Below are 17,380 nucleotides of genomic sequence, written 5' to 3'. Positions count from 1 at the left end.
CGGTACTAGCAAGGATTATTGCGTTGCCGCTGTCGGCGCAACGCGCTACACTCGCAAACTCAAGAACGGGCGGCTTGCCGCCCGCGCCCAAGCGACGTTCGCGCCGCCTGGGCTTATTCTCCGAACTTTGGGCCACTCGCGTGGCCTTTTTTCTTGTCCGCTCGCCGGAAGACGGGCAAAAAAAGCCGGGCCCTGTCTGAACCCGGCAATGCCCAACGTGGATTGGCAGTCAATCTGGCGACGCCGCCGCATTTTCGGCGACACGCGATAAGCGGTGGAAAATTCTCCGTTGCAAGCGGATGTCATCCTGTAATATTTATAATCCGTTACTATTTCAGTACGGATAAAGCTTTAAGCTCGGGAATGACGGTTCCGTTTCCGGGCAAGCCAAGGCTGGGCTTGGTTTTGGCTGCGGACGCCGCGCTGGAAATCGGGGAGCGCGGCATGGACGGCCGGACCGGCGCGAGCGGCGGATCGCCATGCCATTGACGCATGGCGGCGACCTGGGCGCCGCCGGCCGCCGTTCAAACTGCAGCCGTGCCGGGCATGCCTAGCATACGATGTTGCGCCTGGCATGACAAAGCAGTTAATTTCATGATAACCATGATAAAAAGGCATGTAAGATGAAGCTGCCACCGCTGAATGCATTACGCGTATTTGTCGTCGCCGCCGAGCATTTGTCCTTCACCCGCGCCGCCGCCGCGCTCAGCCTGACCCAGGGGGCGGTCAGCCGCCACGTGCAAACGCTGGAGGAATACTACGGCGCCACCCTGTTCACCCGGCAGGCGCGCGGCCTGTCGCTGACCGCCGAGGGCGAGGCGCTGATCAAGCCGGCCCGCGAGGCTTTCCAACTGCTGAATGAGGCCAGCGAAGCGCTGCGGCTGCGGCAAAGCGATCTGCGCGTGCGCATGCCGCCCACCCCGGCGATGCGCTGGGTGCTGCCCAATCTGCCGGACTTCCAGACCCGCTACCCGGAATACACGCTGCACCTGGTGACCCAGCTGATTCACGACAAGCCCTTCAACCGCGCGGAGTACGATCTGGCGGTGGTGGGCATGGCGCGCGCCGAAGTGGCGCCGGACCTGCGCACCGAATGCATTTGCCGCGAGAAACTGATCCCGGTCTGCTCCCCGGCCCTGCTCAACGGCAAGCATCCGCTGAACACTCCGGACGATCTGCGTCATCACACCCTGCTGCACCCGTGGCGCGATCAGGACACCTGGAAGCGCTGGCTGAAGCTGGCCGGCGTCAACGGCGTGAACCCGGAAAGCGGCGTCACCTTCGACGCTTCCGAATACGCGCTGCACGCCGCCGTCGCCGGCATGGGCGTGACCCTGGCCCAGGTGTCCATGGTGACTCAGGACCTGGATTCCGGCCGGCTGGTGATGCCTTTCGACACCGTGCTGGAAACCGAGTGGAGCTATTACCTGGTCTATCCGCACGAGCTGGCGGAACTGCCCAAGGTCAAGGTGTTCCGCGACTGGCTGGTGGCCATCCTGGCCAAGAGCGAGGCCAGCAGCTGGCTGGCGCGGCGCGGCTATTGAAGCGCGCGCGGCGGCGCGTCCGCGCCGCCGCCTAAGAACCTGTTTACGATCTGCTGCGCTGCGTGGAGCGTTACACGATGAGTACGCCTTCGAAATGCTCATGTACCGTATGTACATTCCGCTTTTTCAGCCGTTTTCGCCTTGTCTCGCTCTTGCTCGCGAGATCGTAAACAGGTTCTATGAACCTGTTCCAAGCCTGCTTTGTAAATCTTTGTGTCCGGCACTGGATTCCGGCGGCTTATCGGCGCAAAATAATTGACTAGTCAATTATTGTCAGGTCAACAAAAATGAACACCTTAGCCGCAACCGCTGGAGCGGCCGGCGCGCTGGACTTCCGCCAGAAAGTGCTGGCCATGCTCGGCCTGTGCTTCGTGCTGCTGATGGTGGCGCTGGACCAGACCGTGGTCGGCACCGCCATGCCCACCGTGGTGGCGGAGCTGCACGGCTTCGATCTGTACGCCTGGGTCGGCACCTCCTATCTGCTGACTTCGGTCATCACCGTGCCCATCTTCGGCAAGCTGGGCGACGATCACGGCCGCAAGCCCTTCGTGCTGACCGCCATCATCCTGTTCACCGCCGCCTCCATGCTGTGCGGCCTGGCCCAGAACATGCTGGAACTGGTGCTGGCGCGCGCGCTGCAAGGCGTGGGCGGCGGCATGCTGGTGGCCACCACTTTCGCCTGCGTGCCGGACATGTTTCCGGAAACCGCGCAGCGCCTGCGCTGGCAGGTGATGCTGACCGCCGCCTTCGGCCTGGCCAACGCGGTGGGCCCGACCCTGGGCGGTTTTCTGACCGAATACCTGGGCTGGCGCTGGGTCTTCTTCGTCAATCTGCCGGTGGGTGCGGCCAGCCTGTGGTTCGTCTGGCGCTATCTGCCGGCGATGCGCCGCGCCGGAACCGCGTCCAAGCTGGATTGGCAGGGCGGGCTGCTGATCGCCGTGCTGCTGGGCTCGATGCAGCTGTTGGTGGAATGGCTGCCGCTGCACAAGCCGCTGTGGCTGATGGCCGGCCTGGGCCTGAGCGGCCTGGCCGCGTTGGCCGGCCTGCTGTGGTGGGAGCGGCGCTGTCCCAATCCCTTGCTGCCGCTGGACATGCTGAGCCACCGTAGCCTGGCGCCCTTGTTCGGCCTGTCGCTGCTGTTGGGCGGCGGCATGTTCGCGGTGATGTACTACGCGCCGCTGATGTTCCAGGGCGGTTTCGGCCTGTCGCCCAACCAGGCCGGCCTGCTGGTGACGCCGCTGGTGGTGTGCATCACCCTGGGCAGCATCCTGAACGGCCGCATCGTCACCCGGGTGCGCCGCCCCACCCTGCTGCTGGGCCTGGGCTTGCTGCTGTTCGCCTTCACCGCCGGCGCGCTGGGCTGGGTGGACGCCGCCACCGCGCACTGGCTGGTGGCCGCGCTGATGGCGGTGGGCGGCCTGGGCCTGGGTCTGCTGCTGCCCAATCTGACCATCTTCGTCCAGCAGAGCGCGCCGCGAGAGCAGCTGGGGGTGGCCACCGCCATGATCCAGTCCACGCGGATGATAGGCGGCATGCTGGGCACCGCGCTGGTGGGCGTTTTCGTCACCCACCGCTACGTGGCCGGCGTCAACGGCCTGCCGGCCGCGCCGCAGTGGCTGGGCTGGCTGCGCGATCCGCAAATCCTGCTCAGCCCGGACACCGCCGCCCGCTTCGAACAACTGACGACGGCGGCCGGGATCAACGGCGGTGTGCTGCTCGGCGCCTCCCGGCTGGCGCTGGTGGACGCCATTCACCTCAGCCAGTGGCTGGTGGCGGCGCTGGCGGTGCTCGGCTTATTGCTCGTGCGCCGAGTCCCGCATGTAGAATTGCGCGATGTCAAAACCAAGACGGCGGTAATCCATGACTGAACGCGCACCCAATCTGCTGCAGCAAATCGGCCGCACCGGCCGCGCCATGTACGCGGCGTTTGAACAGCAGGTGGGCTATCCCTTGCCGCGCTGGCGCATCCTCGCCGCGCTGACCGATCTGGAGCAGGCGACGCAGAAACAGCTGGCCACCCGGCTGATGATGGATCCGGGCGCGCTGACGCGGCAGTTGAAGGGGATGGAGGAGGAGGCGCTGGTGCGACGCATCACCGACCCGGCCGACAACCGCCAGACCCTAGTGACGCTGGCGCCGGCCGGACAGACGCTGATAGACGCAGTGCAGCCCAAGCGCGAGGCGTTTTTCCAGCGCGCGCTGGCGGACATTCCCGCCAGCCAGGTGGAAACCACGCTGGCGGTGCTGCATAAGCTGGAGCAGCGCTTCCGCGGTCAGGATTAGCCGCGGTTCCGCCGGCCGCCTGCCGTCATTCCTGCGGCTGCCACTGATAGGTCTTCAGCACCGCCTTGATGCGGCCGCTCTTCTGCAGGCGGTCTATCGCCTGGTTCAGCTGCGCCACCTTGATATCGGAATGCGGCGCCACCGCGCACATGGTGGGCATGAAGGTGACCACCAGCGGGTGCAATTTGAACTGGGCCGCTTCCTGCGGCCAGTTGCGCGCCCAGGCGGCGAACTCCAGTTCCGAGACGATGGCGACGTCGCTCAGCCGCTTCTGCACCGATTTGATCAGCAGTTCCATCCGCGCCTCCTCGTTGTGGGAGGCCGGGTTGCCGCGCCAGAAGCGCTCCAGCGTCGGATAGTTGTAGCCGCGGATGGTGACGATGCGCTTGCCGGCGAGATCGCCTACCTGGCGCAGCTCCGCCGGCTGCTTCAGCGTCAGCGGCCGCTCCAATTGCGGGTAGATTTCATGGGTCCAGCCCAGCCGCGCGGCGTTGCCGAACCAGTCCGGATTGGCGTTGCAGACGATGTCCACCCTGCCGGATTCGATGGAGGCCTCCACCCGCTTGCGGGCGATCAGAATGAATTCCGGACGCAGGCTCAGTTCGGCGGCCAGCATCTCGCCGATATCCTTGGACAGGCCGCCGCGCAGGTGCTCGCCGTCCGGCGACAGCATCACCACCGGCGCCGCGTCGGTATCCGCCACGCCTATCCGTAAACCGCCCGCCGCCCACGCCTCCCCGCACCATGCCGCCGCCAGCCCCGCGAGCAGCCACAGCTTATTCGTAATGGCCATATGGATGTTCTCTCTTTATTCTTAAGCAAGCGCCCGGACAGTTGATTGCGAGTGTTAAGATGAGCTTTTGAGTCCGTTGCGCTTGTTATCGTTGTAGACAAAAAAAGTTCAGCCGCCATGACAAAAACATCCTCGCATCCCCTCCGGCAACACCTGTCCCGACGCATCCTGATCCTGGACGGCGGCATGGGCACCATGATCCAGCGCCACCAGCTGGAGGAGGCCGATTACCGGGGCGAGCGCTTTGCCGACTGGCCCTGCGACGTCAAGGGCAACAACGACTTGCTGGCGCTGACGCGGCCGGACGTGATCGGCGGCATCCACCAGGCCTATCTGGACGCCGGCGCCGACATCATCGAAACCAACACCTTCAACGCCACCTCCATCGCCATGGCGGACTACGCGATGGAAAGCCTGGTTTGGGAAATCAATCATGCCGCCGCCAGGCTGGTCAAGGAACTGTGCGAAAAGGCCAGCGCCGCCAATCCGGCCAAGCCGCGCTACTGCGCCGGCGTGCTGGGCCCCACCAACCGCACCTGTAGCATCAGCCCGGACGTCAACGACCCGGGCTACCGCAACGTCAGCTTCGACGAGCTGGTGACATCCTACACCGAGGCGATAGACGGCCTGGTGCGGGGCGGCGCGGACCTGCTGCTGGTGGAAACCATCTTCGACACCCTGAACGCCAAGGCGGCGGTGTTCGCCATCCACCGCTATTTCGACGAGCGCCCGGACGCGCCGCGGCTGCCCATCATGATCTCGGGCACCATCACCGACCAGTCCGGCCGCACCCTGACCGGTCAGACCACCGAAGCCTTCTACAACTCGCTGTCCCACGCCGACGCGGTCAGCTACGGCCTCAACTGCGCGCTGGGCCCGGACCTGCTGCGGCCCTATGTCGAGGAGATGGCGCGGGTGTCCGCCGGCTATGTGTCGGTGCACGCCAACGCCGGCCTGCCCAACGCCTTCGGCGGCTACGACCTGGAGCCGGAAGCGATGGGCGTCTACGTCCGCGAGTGGGCGGAGTCCGGCCTGATCAACATCGTGGGCGGCTGTTGCGGCACCACGCCGGAACACATCGCCGCCATCGCCCGCGCGGTGGACGGCGTCGCGCCGCGGCCGCTGCCGGCGATAGAAGCCAAGTGCCGGCTGTCCGGCCTGGAGCCGTTCAACATCGGCGACGGGGATCTGTTCGTCAACGTGGGCGAGCGCACCAACGTCACCGGCAGCCGCGCCTTCGCCAAACTGATTCTCAACGGCGACTACGCCACCGCGCTGGACGTGGCGCGCCAGCAAGTGGAAAACGGCGCCCAGGTCATCGACATCAATATGGACGAGGGCATGCTGGACGCCCACGCCGCCATGGTGCGCTTCCTCAACCTGATCGCCTCCGAGCCGGACATCGCCCGCGTGCCCATCATGATCGACTCCTCCAAGTGGGACGTGATCGAGGCCGGCCTCAAATGCATACAGGGCAAGGGCATCGTCAACTCGATCTCGATGAAGGAAGGCAAGGACAAGTTCGTCGAGCAGGCGCGGCTGATCCGCCGCTACGGCGCCGCGGTGATCGTGATGGCCTTCGACGAGGCCGGCCAGGCCGACACCTACGCGCGCAAGATAGAAATCTGCGGCAACAGCTACCGCATCCTGGTGGACGAAGTGGGCTTCCCGCCGGAAGACATCATCTTCGACCCCAATATCTTCGCCGTCGCCACCGGCATCGAGGAACACGCGCGTTACGGCCTGGACTTCATCGAAGCCACCGGCTGGATCAAGCAGCAGCTGCCGCACGCCAAGATTTCCGGCGGCGTGTCCAACGTCTCCTTCTCCTTCCGCGGCAACAACAAGGTGCGCGAGGCCATCCACGCCGTCTTCCTCTACCACGCCATCCTGCGCGGCATGACCATGGGCATCGTCAACGCCGGCGCGCTGGAAGTCTACGACGAAGTGGATCCGGAACTGCGCGAACGCATCGAGGACGTGGTGCTGATGCGCGCGCCCAAGGACGGCGGCGACGCCACCGAACACCTGATCGCGCTGGCGGAAAAATACAAGGGCGAAGCCGCCGGCGAGAAAAAGGTGGAAGACCTGGCCTGGCGCGCGCTGCCGGTGGAAAAGCGGCTGGAACACGCCTTGGTCAAGGGCATCACCACCTTCATCGTCGAAGACACCGAGGAAGTGCGGCAGAAATCCGCGCGGCCCATCCACGTGATCGAAGGCCCGTTGATGGACGGCATGAACGTGGTGGGCGACCTGTTCGGCGCCGGCAAGATGTTCCTGCCGCAGGTGGTCAAATCCGCGCGGGTGATGAAGGCCGCCGTCGCCCACCTGGAACCCTTCATCGAAGAGGAAAAGATCCGTCTGGGCCTGGCCGATGCGCCGGCCAAGGGCGTGATCATCATGGCCACGGTCAAGGGCGACGTCCACGACATCGGCAAGAACATCGTCGGCGTGGTGCTGCGTTGCAATAACTACCAGGTGATCGACCTGGGCGTGATGGTGCCCTGCCAGAAAATCCTGGACGCCGCCATCGAGCACAAGGCCGACATCATCGGCTTGTCCGGCCTGATCACCCCCAGCCTGGAAGAAATGAGCCATGTGGCCAAGGAAATGCAGCGCCAGGGCTTCACCATCCCGCTGTTGATCGGCGGCGCCACCACATCCAAGGTCCACACCGCGGTCAAGATCGCCCCGCATTACCAGCATCCGGTGATCTACGTGCCGGACGCCAGCCGCGCCGTCGGCGTCTGCTCCAACCTGCTGTCCGACACGCTGCGCGACGGCTTCGTCGCGGACAACCAGGCCGAGCAGGACCGCGCGCGCGAAGGCCACGCCAACAAGGCGAACCGCAAGGTGGTCGGCCTGGAGCAGGCGCGCGCCAACAAGGAGGCGATAGACTGGACGGCCTACCAGCCGCCCAAGCCGCAATGGCTGGGCGTGCGGCGCTTTGAGCGCTATCCGCTGGCCGAGATCGCCGCCTACATCGACTGGACCCCGTTCTTCCAGAGCTGGGAGCTGGCCGGCCGCTTCCCGCGCATCCTGAACGACGAGATCGTCGGCGAATCCGCGCGCGCCTTGTACGAGGACGCGCAAGTGATGCTCAAGCAGATCATTGCCGAGAACTGGCTCTCCGCCAACGCGGTGATCGGCCTGTTCCCGGCCGCCAGCGTCAACCACGACGACATCGAAATCCGCGATCCGGACAACCGCGCCAGCCTGATGAGCTGGGTGGGCCTGCGCCAGCAGTTGCCCAAGATGGACGGCAAGGCCAACTGGGCGCTGGCCGACTACATCGCGCCGCGGGACAGCGGCGCGCAGGACTATATCGGCGCCTTCGCCGTCACCGCCGGCATCGGCATCGATCCGCACGTCAAACGCTTCGAAGACGCCGGCGACGACTACTCCTCCATCCTGCTCAAGGCGCTGGCGGACCGGCTGGCCGAAGCCTTCGCTGAACTGATGCACGCCCGCGTGCGCCGCGAGTTCTGGGGCTACGCCGCCGCCGAGCAACTGGACAACGAAGCGCTGATCGACGAAAAGTATCAGGGCATCCGCCCCGCTCCCGGCTATCCGGCCTGCCCGGACCACACCGTCAAGACCGCGCTGTTCGAACTCTTGGACGCGCCGGCCATAGGCATGACGCTGACCGAAGGCTACGCCATGCTGCCCACCGCCGCCGTGTCCGGCTTCTACCTCAGCCACCCGGCCGCGCGCTACTTCGGCGTCGGCAAAATCGAACGCGACCAGGTGGCCAGCTACGCCGAACGCCGCGGCGTCAGCGTGGAACAGGCCGAACGCGACCTGGCCCCCAATCTGGGCTATGACGCCTGAGGCGGGCAAGCGCTGGCCCAGGCTGCTGCTGGGCGGCCTGCTGTTCTGCGCCGGGGCCTGGCTATTGCTCAGCTTCCGCGACCGCTACGTGGTGCTGTTGCTGGCCGGCGCGCTGCTGGCCTGGCAAGGACTGCCGGCCGGCCTCAAAGCCCGCGCGCTGTGGCTGACCGCGACGGGCTGCCTGCTGGACTTCGCCATCGCCGGCCTGGGGCTGTACCGCTTCGTCGGCGTCGGCACCCTGCCCTTGTGGAGAGTCACCTTGTGGCTGAGCTTCAGCTGTTGGTGGCTGCGCCTGCTGGACGCCTGGCGGCCGTCGCCGCGCTTGCTGGCGCTCATCGGCGCGCTGGCGGGGCCGTTGGCCTATTGGGGCGGCGCGCAACTGCGCGGTCTGCAAGCCGGCGCGCCGTTGTGGCTGACGCTGCTGGTCTTGGCCCCGTTATGGGCGGCCTTGCTGGCCTGGACGCCGCGCCTGTTGCCGGCGGACGAACGGGCGGCGACGCAGCCGTGATTGTGGATAAGATGGGAATTTTTGCCGGTCTGTGGATAAGTTGAAACAGCGCGCCCCAAAACAAGAAAGCAGCCGATGGGCTGCTTTTTTTACGTCGGAGCCGTAGCCGCTCAGAGCACTTCGATATCGGACAAATGGTAGCTGCCGGTGCGGTTTTCCTGGCAGAACACCTTGGCGCGCACCTGGATGCGCTTACCCTGGTAGCGCGCCATATCGCCCTGATTCAGCGGCAGGCTGCGCAGTTCCTGTTCGCCGCAAGAGCCGCCGTCGTCAAAGCGCAGCGCTTGCGCCAGCTTCAAATGGAAGGCCTTGAAAAAAGTGCCGTCGGCCTTGCTGCCGGACTGCACCGGCCCCACCACCGTGCCGCTCAGCACGATGCGGGTTTCGCCGTCTTCGCCAACCTCTATCGGCTTGGCGGCCCAAGCGGCGTGGCAGAACGCGAACATCGCGATGGCCAGCAGGCTGGCCTGTTTCAAGTGTTTCATGGGATGCCTCATTGATCACAAAACCATGGTCCCGGCGCCGTGAGCCGGAACAAGGTGTCATGCGATTGTAGCAATAGACGTCGATTTGGCTCATCGATATGGGCCAAGCGGCGCGGAACACCGCCGCAGCCTGAAGCGGCCAAGGCGCGACCCCGGCTTGCTTATCTCCGACATGATTCTTGTACATACATATCTACATATGCATAATCCAGCACTCAAAAAATGACTATCCACTATAAAAATGCACTCGCGCTTAGCATTCCCCTTCATCCTGGCAGGCAGCCTGGCAGTGACCGCCTGTTCCGGCGGCCCAGCCGCCCAGCCGATTCGTACCGGCGTTTTCGTCGATAGCCCGGTAGCGGGACTCGACTACGACAGCGGCAGCCATGCCGGCAAAACCACCGCCAGCGGCGAATTCCACTACTTGGACGGTGAAACCGTGGTCTTCCGCATCGGCCAACTGGAACTGGGCCGCAGCCTGGGCGCGGCCCAGATCACTCCGCTGCAATTGGCCGGCAGCCAGAACCCCGCGGATCCGAAAGTGCTGCGCCAGGTGCAACTGCTGTTGACGCTGGATCAGGACGGTAACCCCGACAACGGCATCCAGATTGCGGCGGAGACCTCTGCCCGCTTTGACCACAGCCAAAGCCTGGAACAGGCCGGCGATCTGCAAACTCTGCTCAACCAGCTTGGCATTGTGCGCAGTCTGGTCAGCGCCCAGCACGCCGCCAGCCATTTTCAGCGCAGTCTTGCCGCCTTGCACGCTCAGCCGCCCAGCCCGCGCTTCGTCCCCCTGGCTGAAGCCGACGGTGCGCCGTTGAGCGGATCCGCAGAACGTGCCGGCTGCGTGAAGGACAAACAAACAGGCCTCACTTGGGAGGTGAAGGCCGAGCGGGGTCTGCGCAGCCAGTCCCATCGCTACTACGCTAGCGCCAGTGTTAACCAGCAACAATCAGCCCACTGCGGGGCGAAGCAGACGGACTGCCAGCTTGCCATCTATGTCCAGGAGGTCAGACAGCAGAAGCTTTGCGGCTTCGATGATCAGACGGCAGGCGGAGATCGCGGTTGGAGGCTACCCACCGAGAGAGAACTGAAGACGTTGTTGGACTGGAGCCAGCGGGATAAAGCGCTTGGTCTGCCGGCCTTGGATCGCTACGCCTTCCCGGATGCGACAGCTACCTTTTATTGGAGCAGCACCAGCTACTCGGAGGACAGGATGGCGGTGGTTGCATTCGATGACACTCACCGCAGTCTGGCCAGCATTAGCCTGGGCTCGGACCAGGCGGCAAGGGTGCGCCTGGTGCGAGGCCCCAGGTTGGCCGACGAGCCGTCCACCCTCCGCGTCACGGGCCGCCCGCTCTAATATTTGATAGCCCCATCCCTTGGATGCCGCGCCGGGAAAGGCGCGGCTCTCAACTTTCCCATCTGGAATCGCAAAGCCGTCCCATCATCGGCGTACTTGAGCAAGGCACGACCCCCGTTTGCCAATTTCCGACATGATTCTTGTACGAACAACTCTACAAACGCATAATCTGCCGTTTTGAAAATGATTCTTAATAACAGTTATGCACTCGCGCTTAGCATTCCCCTTCATCCTGGCGGGCAGCCTGGCTGTGGCCGCCTGCTCCGGCGGCCCCGCCGCCCAGCCGGTACGCACCGGCGTCTTCGTTGACAGCCCGGTAGCGGGCCTGGACTACGACAGCGGCAGCCATGCCGGCAAAACCACCGCCAACGGCGAATTCCGCTATCTGGACGGCGAAACCGTGGTCTTCCGCATCGGCCAGCTGGAACTGGGCCGCAGTCTGGGCGCGGCCCAGATCACCCCGCTGCAACTGGCCGGCAGCCAGAACCCGGCGGATCCCAAAGTGCTGCGCCAGGTGCAGCTCTTGCTGACACTGGACGAAGACGACAATCCCAACAACGGCATCCAGATCAGCGCCGACACCGCCGCCCGCTTCAGCCGCAGCCAAAGCCTGGCCCAGGCCGGCGATCTGCAAACCCTGCTGGACAGCGCCGGCATCGCCCGCAGCGTGGTGGCCGCCGACTACGCGGCCAGCCACTTCCGTCTGAGTCTGGCCGCGCTGCGCGAACAGCCGCCCGGCCCGCGCTTCACCCCGCTGGCCGAAGCGGACGGCGCGCCCTTGAGCGACGCCGGCGAACGCGCCGGCTGCGTGAAAGACAAGCAGACCGGCCTGATCTGGGAAGTGAAGTCCGTGCAAGGCCTGCGCAGCCAGTTCCACAGCTATTACGCCAGCGCCAGCCGCAAACCGGAACGCCCGGCCCAATGCGAACCCGGCCAGGAAGACTGCCTGGCCGTCACCTACACCGAAGCCGTGATCAAGCAAAAACTCTGCGGCTTCGAAGACAGCGAAGAAGACATCGCCGCGGAACGCGGCTGGCGGCTGCCCACCGAGCGCGAACTGAAAACCCTGCTGGACTGGAGCCAGTACGACCGCTCGCGCGGCCTGCCGGCGATGGACCGCCATGTCTTCCCGGACGCCGAAGCCGCCTTCTATTGGACCGCCACCAGCCGCCGCGGCGAAGGCGCGGTGGCGGTGGCTTTCGACGACACCCACCGCACCCTGCCCAGCGTCAGCCTCAGCCTGGGCCAGCCGGCGCGGCTGCGCCTGGTGCGCGGCCCCAAGCTGGCGGACGATCCCAACCCGGAACAGAATCCGCCTAAGCCGCCGGCTTACATCCCGGTCAGCGCCGACGGCCAACTGACCACGCCGGCCCAGGCCGCCTGCGTCGACGACAACCAGCACCCGGACAGCTGGCGCGACGTCATCCTGTGGCAGGCCCGGCCGCGGCCAGCCGGCGCCGCCAGCCTTAATCCGGCGTTGGCCGCGCTGCAACAGCAGCGGCTGTGCCAGCAGGACAACTGGCGGCTGCCCACGGTGGCCGAGGCCATCCGCTGGCTGCAATTGCAACAGGACCAGGACTATCCCGCCGCCAGCGCCGCCGCCCGAGTATGGGCGCGAGACGCCGGCGGCGAGCTATACGGCCTGGACCGCGACGGCGGGAAACAGAGCGCGGCCCAACTTGCCGGCCTGGCCGAGCAACCGCTGCTGGTCGCCCTCTCCATCCGTCCGGCCAAGCCGCCGCTGCCGGACAGCGACGGCGAGGAGCCGGACGCCGCCCAACTGGCGCAATGGCGGACCAGCTACAGCCAATACCAGCCCGGCGCGGAGCGCCAGGCTGCCTGGCCCGCGCCCATGCTGGATGCCTCGGCGCAAGCCGGTTTCCGCGATCTGGGCCTGCTGCCGGCGGCGCCGTTTCCGGCCGACAACCCCTATAGCGCCGCTAAGGCGGCGCTGGGCGACAAACTGTTCCGCGATCCCCGGCTGTCCCGCAACAACCGCGTCGCCTGTATCAGCTGCCACGCGCCGGAACACGGCTGGAGCGATCCGCGCCCGGTGTCCCAAGGCCACATCGGCCAATTGGGCGGCCGCAACGCGATGACCCTGCTCAACACCGCCTATGTCGGCGCGCTGTTCTGGGACGGCCGCGCCGCCAGCCTGGAAGAGCAAGCCAAGGGTCCGGTGGTCAACCCGCTGGAAATGCATCAGCCGCTGGGCCAGGCCGTGGCCAAGATCGCCGCCGCGCCGGAATACGCGCCGCTGTTCGCCGCCGCCTACGGCGACAGCCGCGTGGATCTGGAGCGCATGGCCAAGGCCATCGCCACCTTCGAACGCACGCTGATCAGCCAGGACAGCGCTTTCGACCGCTTCCTCAAGGGCGAGCGCGCCGCGTTGAACGACCAGGCGCTGTGGGGTCTGCATCTGTTCCGCACCAAGGCGCGCTGCATCAATTGCCACAACAGCCCGCTGCTGTCCGACAACCAGTTCCACAATACCGGCCTCAACTACATCGGCCGCGACAAGGAAGACCTGGGCCGCGGCGGCGTCACCGGCCTGCGCGCCGACCTGGGCAAATTCCGCACCCCCACCCTGCGCGACCTGCTCTACACCGGCGACTACATGCATACCGGCGACCTCCCGCTGGATGAGAACGGCGCAGGCGTGATCGAGTTCTACAACAGCGGCGGCAATCTGGTGGAAGTGGTGGGCGTGGAAAAATACACCCTGCCCAAGCCCTCGCCGCTGCTCAAGCCGCTGGGCCTCAGCGCCGCGGAAAAGCAGGCGCTGCACGCCTTCCTGCAAGCGCTGTCCGGCCCGCCGCGGCTGCAGCCGGCAAGTGAGACCGAGCTGTTCCGGCGCTGAGAAACGCTCATGATCAGCCACGGCCCGGCATCGCCGTCGGGCCGTGGTCACGCTTGAATCCACTGGCGCAAACGTCGTTTACGGTTTATCCCAAAATATCGCGCCATGACAGGCGCGTGTTTTTGCCAATCTGAAACCGTGGACAACAAGGGGGGACGCGATGGCGTGGTCGTTGCGGAGAGCTTTCAATAATGCGGGAAACGGCGCCAACGCCGCCGGAGTGTGCGAGGCCGCGGTCTGCCTGTGGCTCAAGCACATCCAGGACCGCGTGGGGAAATTCAATATGGGCAGCAGCGCCGGCGACTACCTGCCCACCACCGCGCAGGCGGACGCGCTCTACCAGCAGTTCGACAACGGGACTTACCTGTTCCGCTTCGCCTCCTATCTGGAACAGCAGGTCTACCCCTCGGTGGCCGCCAACAATCGGGTGGGCGACACCAGCCACGCAGAAACCTTCGGCCTCGCCTTCTGCCACTACTGCAACAACGCCCACGGCGCCAGCGCCCAAGCCTGGCAAAACATCATCGAAAATCTCATGGTGCGCGGCGACGCGCTGTTCCTCAACCTGATGCGCAATGGCGGCTCCTCGGGCCACGCCGTCGGCGTCTACAAGGGCAGCGACTATATCTGGGTGTTCGACCCCAATAGCGGGCTTTACCGCGGCAATGTCAGCGCCGGTTGCTGCAGCGCGGCGGACCTGTTCCGCGCGGCGCAATATCTAGCCGGCCTTACCACCGGTTATTGGAACCAGACGGTTCACTATGGGCTGCATATGCGAGCCTGAGCCGAGCGCTGCGTAAGACCGCAAGGTGCGGGCGAGTGAGCGAAATTTGATAGCAGGGGAGCCAGTGTTTACTCACTATCGAAACCATTCGCTTCATCATCCCGCTCGTTTCCGCCCATGACCACACTCAATCTCAATACCTTCGTCCAGGCGGCTAGGCTTGGCGGCAGAGTCGTCATCAATGAAAAGACGCCTGAACCCACGGTGACCATTGCCAGCCAAGGCTTCAAGGGGCGGCTCTATGCCTGCCTGTCCCAACTACCGCTGCTGAAAAACCTGGAAGCCGTCAAAAGCTATAGCCAGCGCGTACAGGCGGAAAACCAAACCGCTCTGGGCGTTTTCATCAACACGCTGTCGCACCGTTATGGCCAGGAAAGCGCCCAAGCGGCGCTGGACAGCATGGGCCGGCTCCAGGGCGCGCCGCTCAAGCAGCGAGTGGTGGAGCAACTGATTAGCGTGGCCGAACGCTTTCATGGCCAGGGCGACGCCAAGCCCTTGGCGCGGCAAGTCGTATTCCGCTCTTGGGAATGCAAGGGCATGGATCATCCCGGCCACGCCTCCGTCACCATCAAGAACAAAATCGATGTGAACGCCAATAAGCATGTGCAGGAGCACATAAGCTGGTGGCCGTTCAGCGACGCCCAGGGCGGGCAAATCGGCCGTCTGTTCGGCCAGCGGCAGGGAGGTTCCCTGAGCAGTTACCGGGAGGATAAGCAAGAAGAAGTCTCCAGCCGCACCGCGCAGAAACTCAGCGACGGCGAAGACGCGCGTCAGCAACTGGGTACCGCGGGTTATAAAGCCGCCAGCCAGGACCTGATGGCCAAAGCCCAGTACTACCCCCGCGCTGAACAAAAACGCACGCGGGACGGCGGCTGGGGCGTCAGCGCCCGCAAAGTCTATCTGCCGATGATGGGGCGCAATAAAGAAGTCGCCGCCAGCGGCAAAACCGCCAAATTCGTATTGTTCGGCCTCAATGAAAAAGCCATCCTCCACGAGGCCCGTCACGTCAAGCAAGAGGCCGCCGAAGGCCGGATTGGATATACCCTGGCCAGCACTGAGGAAAACTGCGCTTCCATGGCGCTGCGCATGCTGCGCGCCGGCGGCGCGGAAAACTTCGTGCCGTTCAGCGCCAGCTGGGTAACCGAAGACCCCAACAAGGCCCATGCCTATGCCGAGCGTCTGCAAGCCAGGATGGACAGCCTCAACCGCCAGGTCGCCGACATCGGCGAGCGTTGCAGCGGCATGCTGCAACAGCCCGGCGTCAAAACGGAATGGGACGCTTTCCTCAATCAGGGCCGCATGGGCGAACTCAAGAGAGAAATCAGTCAGCTCAAGCAACAAATCAACAAGGAAAGAAGACCGGAAGCCCAAGCCGTGCAACGCCAAGCGTTGAAGGAGCGCAATGCCCAGCAAGTCTTTCGCATCGGCGCCCACTTCGAGCAACTGGCCGTCGGCAGAGCGGACGCCCTGGCGCTGGCCAAGGCCATGCGGGAAGGCGCCCCCAGTATTGACGACGACGCGGCCGTCCTCACCCGTAAAACCGCCGGACTGGTGGAGGCGTTGCACCACTATCAGGAGAGCCATCCCCAAGGCGCGGAGCAACTGAGCCTTGCCGCCCACGCCATGATCAAACGCAGCGAAGAGCTGATGGGCCTCGCCATTCAATAAGCGTTGTGGACCTTTGCCGGTTTGCTCACAAGGTATCTCTATGGACAAAAATGCAGAACTTCTAGACAGCCTGGGCCGCGCCATCGGCATGGAACTTACGCTGGACCCGCACGGCCAGTGTTTCCTGCTGCTGGATCAGCGCTTGATGCTTTCTATTCGCAGCCTGCCCGGCAGTCTCATTGTGTACGGCATGCTGGGTGAATTCAGCGCCAACGGCAGTGCCGGGTTCTGGCAACAAGCGTTGGCCCTTAATCTGACGCTAGCCGAGGCCGGCGAGGGCAGCTTGGCGTTTGACGACAGCACCGGAGCCGTCATGCTGGTCAAACACTTGTCCAGCGACACGCTATCGTCCCATGACTTCATCGAAGCCGTGGACCGTTTCGCCACCCGCTTGGAACAGCTGATCGCCTCGTTGGGAGAGATGGAAAGCTTCGATGCGCCGGCCGGTTTGCGTTGCTGATTGCGGACGGCTAGCCCCAGGCGTCCACCCGCTCTTGACCTGGCCCACTGCAAGTGGCAACAATCCGTCTTGTGCCGCGCAATGGCGGCACCGGGAGTGCAAACCTGAATAGTAAGGAACACGCGTTGCAAACCGCGCGCGTGCCAACCATCGCGCCGTGCTGAGCGGCCATGATGGTGACGGCTGCACGCCAATCCCTTACGTTCTGGTTTGTTCCCATCACGATGGGTTCAGAGAACTACATGGGTAAATGAAATCAGATTCGCGTTTTTCATTTTCATGTGGTCTTGGCGCTGAACTGCGCAAGTTCAGCGGCAGGCTTTGCTCAGGAGCTGGTGTATGAATCCATTCTTCCCCCCGCGCCGCCGCTACAAAGGCGCATCAAGAGAAGCCGTCGAAATCCTGTTGCCCTTCGTCAGCTTCATTCCCGGCCGCACTTATCCCCATTACTGGCAAATCGAGCCCAGCTACGATTCTTATCCACAGTCCTGCGCCGACGGCCGCGAATACGCCGCCCATCTGCTGCAATGGCTGAAGGACAATCCATTGCTGGTCGGCTCCGGCCTGCTCGGCCGCATCGCTCGCGACATCGACTTCGCCAACGCGCAGCAGCGTGGCGTTTGGGTGGCCTTCTTCAACCATCTGGAACGCGTGCTGGCGCTGGGCCTGCGTCGCCTGGATGTGTTCGCCCATGTCGATGGCCAGCATGACTACCACCGGGCGGTGGAGGCGAGTTTTGAACTGGAGGGGAAGGTGAGGAAGGCTTAAGTCAGCCTGAGAACCTGTTTACGATCTGCTGCG

General features: G+C 64.5%; 13 protein-coding genes. 11 read left to right on the top strand and 2 right to left on the bottom strand.

The features are described from left to right. Window positions 1-623: 623 nt before the first annotated feature. From gcvA to VK98_RS04065, 3 genes are all read left to right on the top strand, one after another. On the top strand, window positions 624-1,544 hold the full coding sequence (gene gcvA / locus VK98_RS04075) for a transcriptional regulator GcvA (RefSeq protein ID WP_019102440.1): 921 nt from the start codon (window positions 624-626) through the stop codon (window positions 1,542-1,544). 287 nt (window positions 1,545-1,831) lie between these two features. Then, window positions 1,832-3,412: an MFS transporter gene (locus VK98_RS04070; RefSeq protein WP_048412821.1), complete on the top strand. Its 1,581-nt coding sequence runs from the start codon at window positions 1,832-1,834 to the stop codon at window positions 3,410-3,412. Then, on the top strand, window positions 3,405-3,827 hold the full coding sequence (locus VK98_RS04065) for a MarR family winged helix-turn-helix transcriptional regulator (RefSeq protein ID WP_048412820.1): 423 nt from the start codon (window positions 3,405-3,407) through the stop codon (window positions 3,825-3,827). Before VK98_RS04070 ends, VK98_RS04065 begins: the two co-directional genes overlap by 8 nt. 25 nt (window positions 3,828-3,852) lie before the next feature. On the opposite strand, the gene VK98_RS04060 is transcribed toward VK98_RS04065, so the two are convergent. Next, complete coding sequence (locus VK98_RS04060) at window positions 3,853-4,620, bottom strand: ABC transporter substrate-binding protein (RefSeq protein ID WP_048412819.1); 768 nt, start codon at window positions 4,618-4,620, stop codon at window positions 3,853-3,855. A gap of 117 nt (window positions 4,621-4,737) precedes the next feature. Between VK98_RS04060 and metH the strand changes: the two genes are divergently transcribed. Together metH and VK98_RS04050 are read left to right on the top strand one after the other, a co-directional pair. After that, window positions 4,738-8,451, top strand: coding sequence for a methionine synthase (gene metH, locus VK98_RS04055; RefSeq protein ID WP_048412818.1), 3,714 nt, complete (start codon window positions 4,738-4,740; stop codon window positions 8,449-8,451). Continuing rightward, window positions 8,441-8,959: a DUF2878 family protein gene (locus VK98_RS04050; RefSeq protein WP_053077209.1), complete on the top strand. Its 519-nt coding sequence runs from the start codon at window positions 8,441-8,443 to the stop codon at window positions 8,957-8,959. The genes metH and VK98_RS04050 overlap by 11 nt, the downstream gene beginning before the upstream one ends. Window positions 8,960-9,069: 110 nt before the next feature. On the opposite strand, the gene VK98_RS04045 is transcribed toward VK98_RS04050, so the two are convergent. Continuing rightward, the gene (locus VK98_RS04045; RefSeq protein WP_048412817.1) at window positions 9,070-9,444 is read right to left on the bottom strand and encodes a hypothetical protein; all 375 of its coding nucleotides are present in this window, start codon (window positions 9,442-9,444) and stop codon (window positions 9,070-9,072) included. A gap of 289 nt (window positions 9,445-9,733) precedes the next feature. Here VK98_RS04045 and VK98_RS04040 point away from each other — a divergent pair, with 289 nt between their 5' ends. The 6 genes from VK98_RS04040 to VK98_RS04015 all read left to right on the top strand — a co-directional run bounded on the left by VK98_RS04040 (window position 9,734) and on the right by VK98_RS04015 (window position 17,347). Continuing rightward, window positions 9,734-10,807 (top strand): DUF1566 domain-containing protein, encoded by a 1,074-nt coding sequence (locus tag VK98_RS04040; protein ID WP_197082953.1) that lies wholly within the window; start codon window positions 9,734-9,736, stop codon window positions 10,805-10,807. A 202-nt stretch (window positions 10,808-11,009) separates the two neighbouring features. Next, window positions 11,010-13,667: a cytochrome c peroxidase gene (locus tag VK98_RS22650; protein WP_053077208.1), complete on the top strand. Its 2,658-nt coding sequence runs from the start codon at window positions 11,010-11,012 to the stop codon at window positions 13,665-13,667. A gap of 160 nt (window positions 13,668-13,827) precedes the next feature. Then, window positions 13,828-14,451 carry a hypothetical protein gene (locus VK98_RS04030; protein WP_156187753.1) on the top strand — a complete coding sequence of 208 codons (624 nt, stop codon included), beginning with the start codon at window positions 13,828-13,830 and terminating at the stop codon, window positions 14,449-14,451. Window positions 14,452-14,568: 117 nt separating this feature from the next. Further along, window positions 14,569-16,119 carry a type III secretion system effector BopA family protein gene (locus VK98_RS04025; RefSeq protein WP_048412814.1) on the top strand — a complete coding sequence of 517 codons (1,551 nt, stop codon included), beginning with the start codon at window positions 14,569-14,571 and terminating at the stop codon, window positions 16,117-16,119. A gap of 40 nt (window positions 16,120-16,159) precedes the next feature. Beyond that, entirely contained in the window at window positions 16,160-16,579 is a 420-nt protein-coding gene (gene sicP / locus VK98_RS04020) for a chaperone SicP (protein ID WP_048412813.1), read from the top strand. A gap of 339 nt (window positions 16,580-16,918) precedes the next feature. Further along, a complete protein-coding gene (locus VK98_RS04015) occupies window positions 16,919-17,347 on the top strand; it encodes a hypothetical protein (RefSeq protein ID WP_048412812.1) in 429 nt (142 codons plus the stop codon). Window positions 17,348-17,380 lie beyond the last annotated feature (33 nt).

The sequence above is a fragment of the Chromobacterium sp. LK11 genome (genome assembly GCF_001043705.1).
Lineage (GTDB): Bacteria > Pseudomonadota > Gammaproteobacteria > Burkholderiales > Chromobacteriaceae > Chromobacterium > Chromobacterium alkanivorans.
This window is presented reverse-complemented; position numbering and strand designations above follow the sequence as displayed.

Coding starts and splice junctions, on each gene's coding strand:
- VK98_RS04030 (WP_156187753.1), top strand. CDS start 13,828: ATGGCGTGGTCGTTGCGGAGAGCTTTCAATAATGCGGGAAACGGCGCC.
- VK98_RS04015 (WP_048412812.1), top strand. CDS start 16,919: ATGAATCCATTCTTCCCCCCGCGCCGCCGCTACAAAGGCGCATCAAGA.
- VK98_RS04050 (WP_053077209.1), top strand. CDS start 8,441: ATGACGCCTGAGGCGGGCAAGCGCTGGCCCAGGCTGCTGCTGGGCGGC.
- gcvA (WP_019102440.1), top strand. CDS start 624: ATGAAGCTGCCACCGCTGAATGCATTACGCGTATTTGTCGTCGCCGCC.
- VK98_RS04065 (WP_048412820.1), top strand. CDS start 3,405: ATGACTGAACGCGCACCCAATCTGCTGCAGCAAATCGGCCGCACCGGC.
- VK98_RS04060 (WP_048412819.1), bottom strand. CDS start 4,620: ATGGCCATTACGAATAAGCTGTGGCTGCTCGCGGGGCTGGCGGCGGCA.
- VK98_RS22650 (WP_053077208.1), top strand. CDS start 11,010: ATGCACTCGCGCTTAGCATTCCCCTTCATCCTGGCGGGCAGCCTGGCT.
- VK98_RS04045 (WP_048412817.1), bottom strand. CDS start 9,444: ATGAAACACTTGAAACAGGCCAGCCTGCTGGCCATCGCGATGTTCGCG.
- VK98_RS04025 (WP_048412814.1), top strand. CDS start 14,569: ATGACCACACTCAATCTCAATACCTTCGTCCAGGCGGCTAGGCTTGGC.
- metH (WP_048412818.1), top strand. CDS start 4,738: ATGACAAAAACATCCTCGCATCCCCTCCGGCAACACCTGTCCCGACGC.
- sicP (WP_048412813.1), top strand. CDS start 16,160: ATGGACAAAAATGCAGAACTTCTAGACAGCCTGGGCCGCGCCATCGGC.
- VK98_RS04070 (WP_048412821.1), top strand. CDS start 1,832: ATGAACACCTTAGCCGCAACCGCTGGAGCGGCCGGCGCGCTGGACTTC.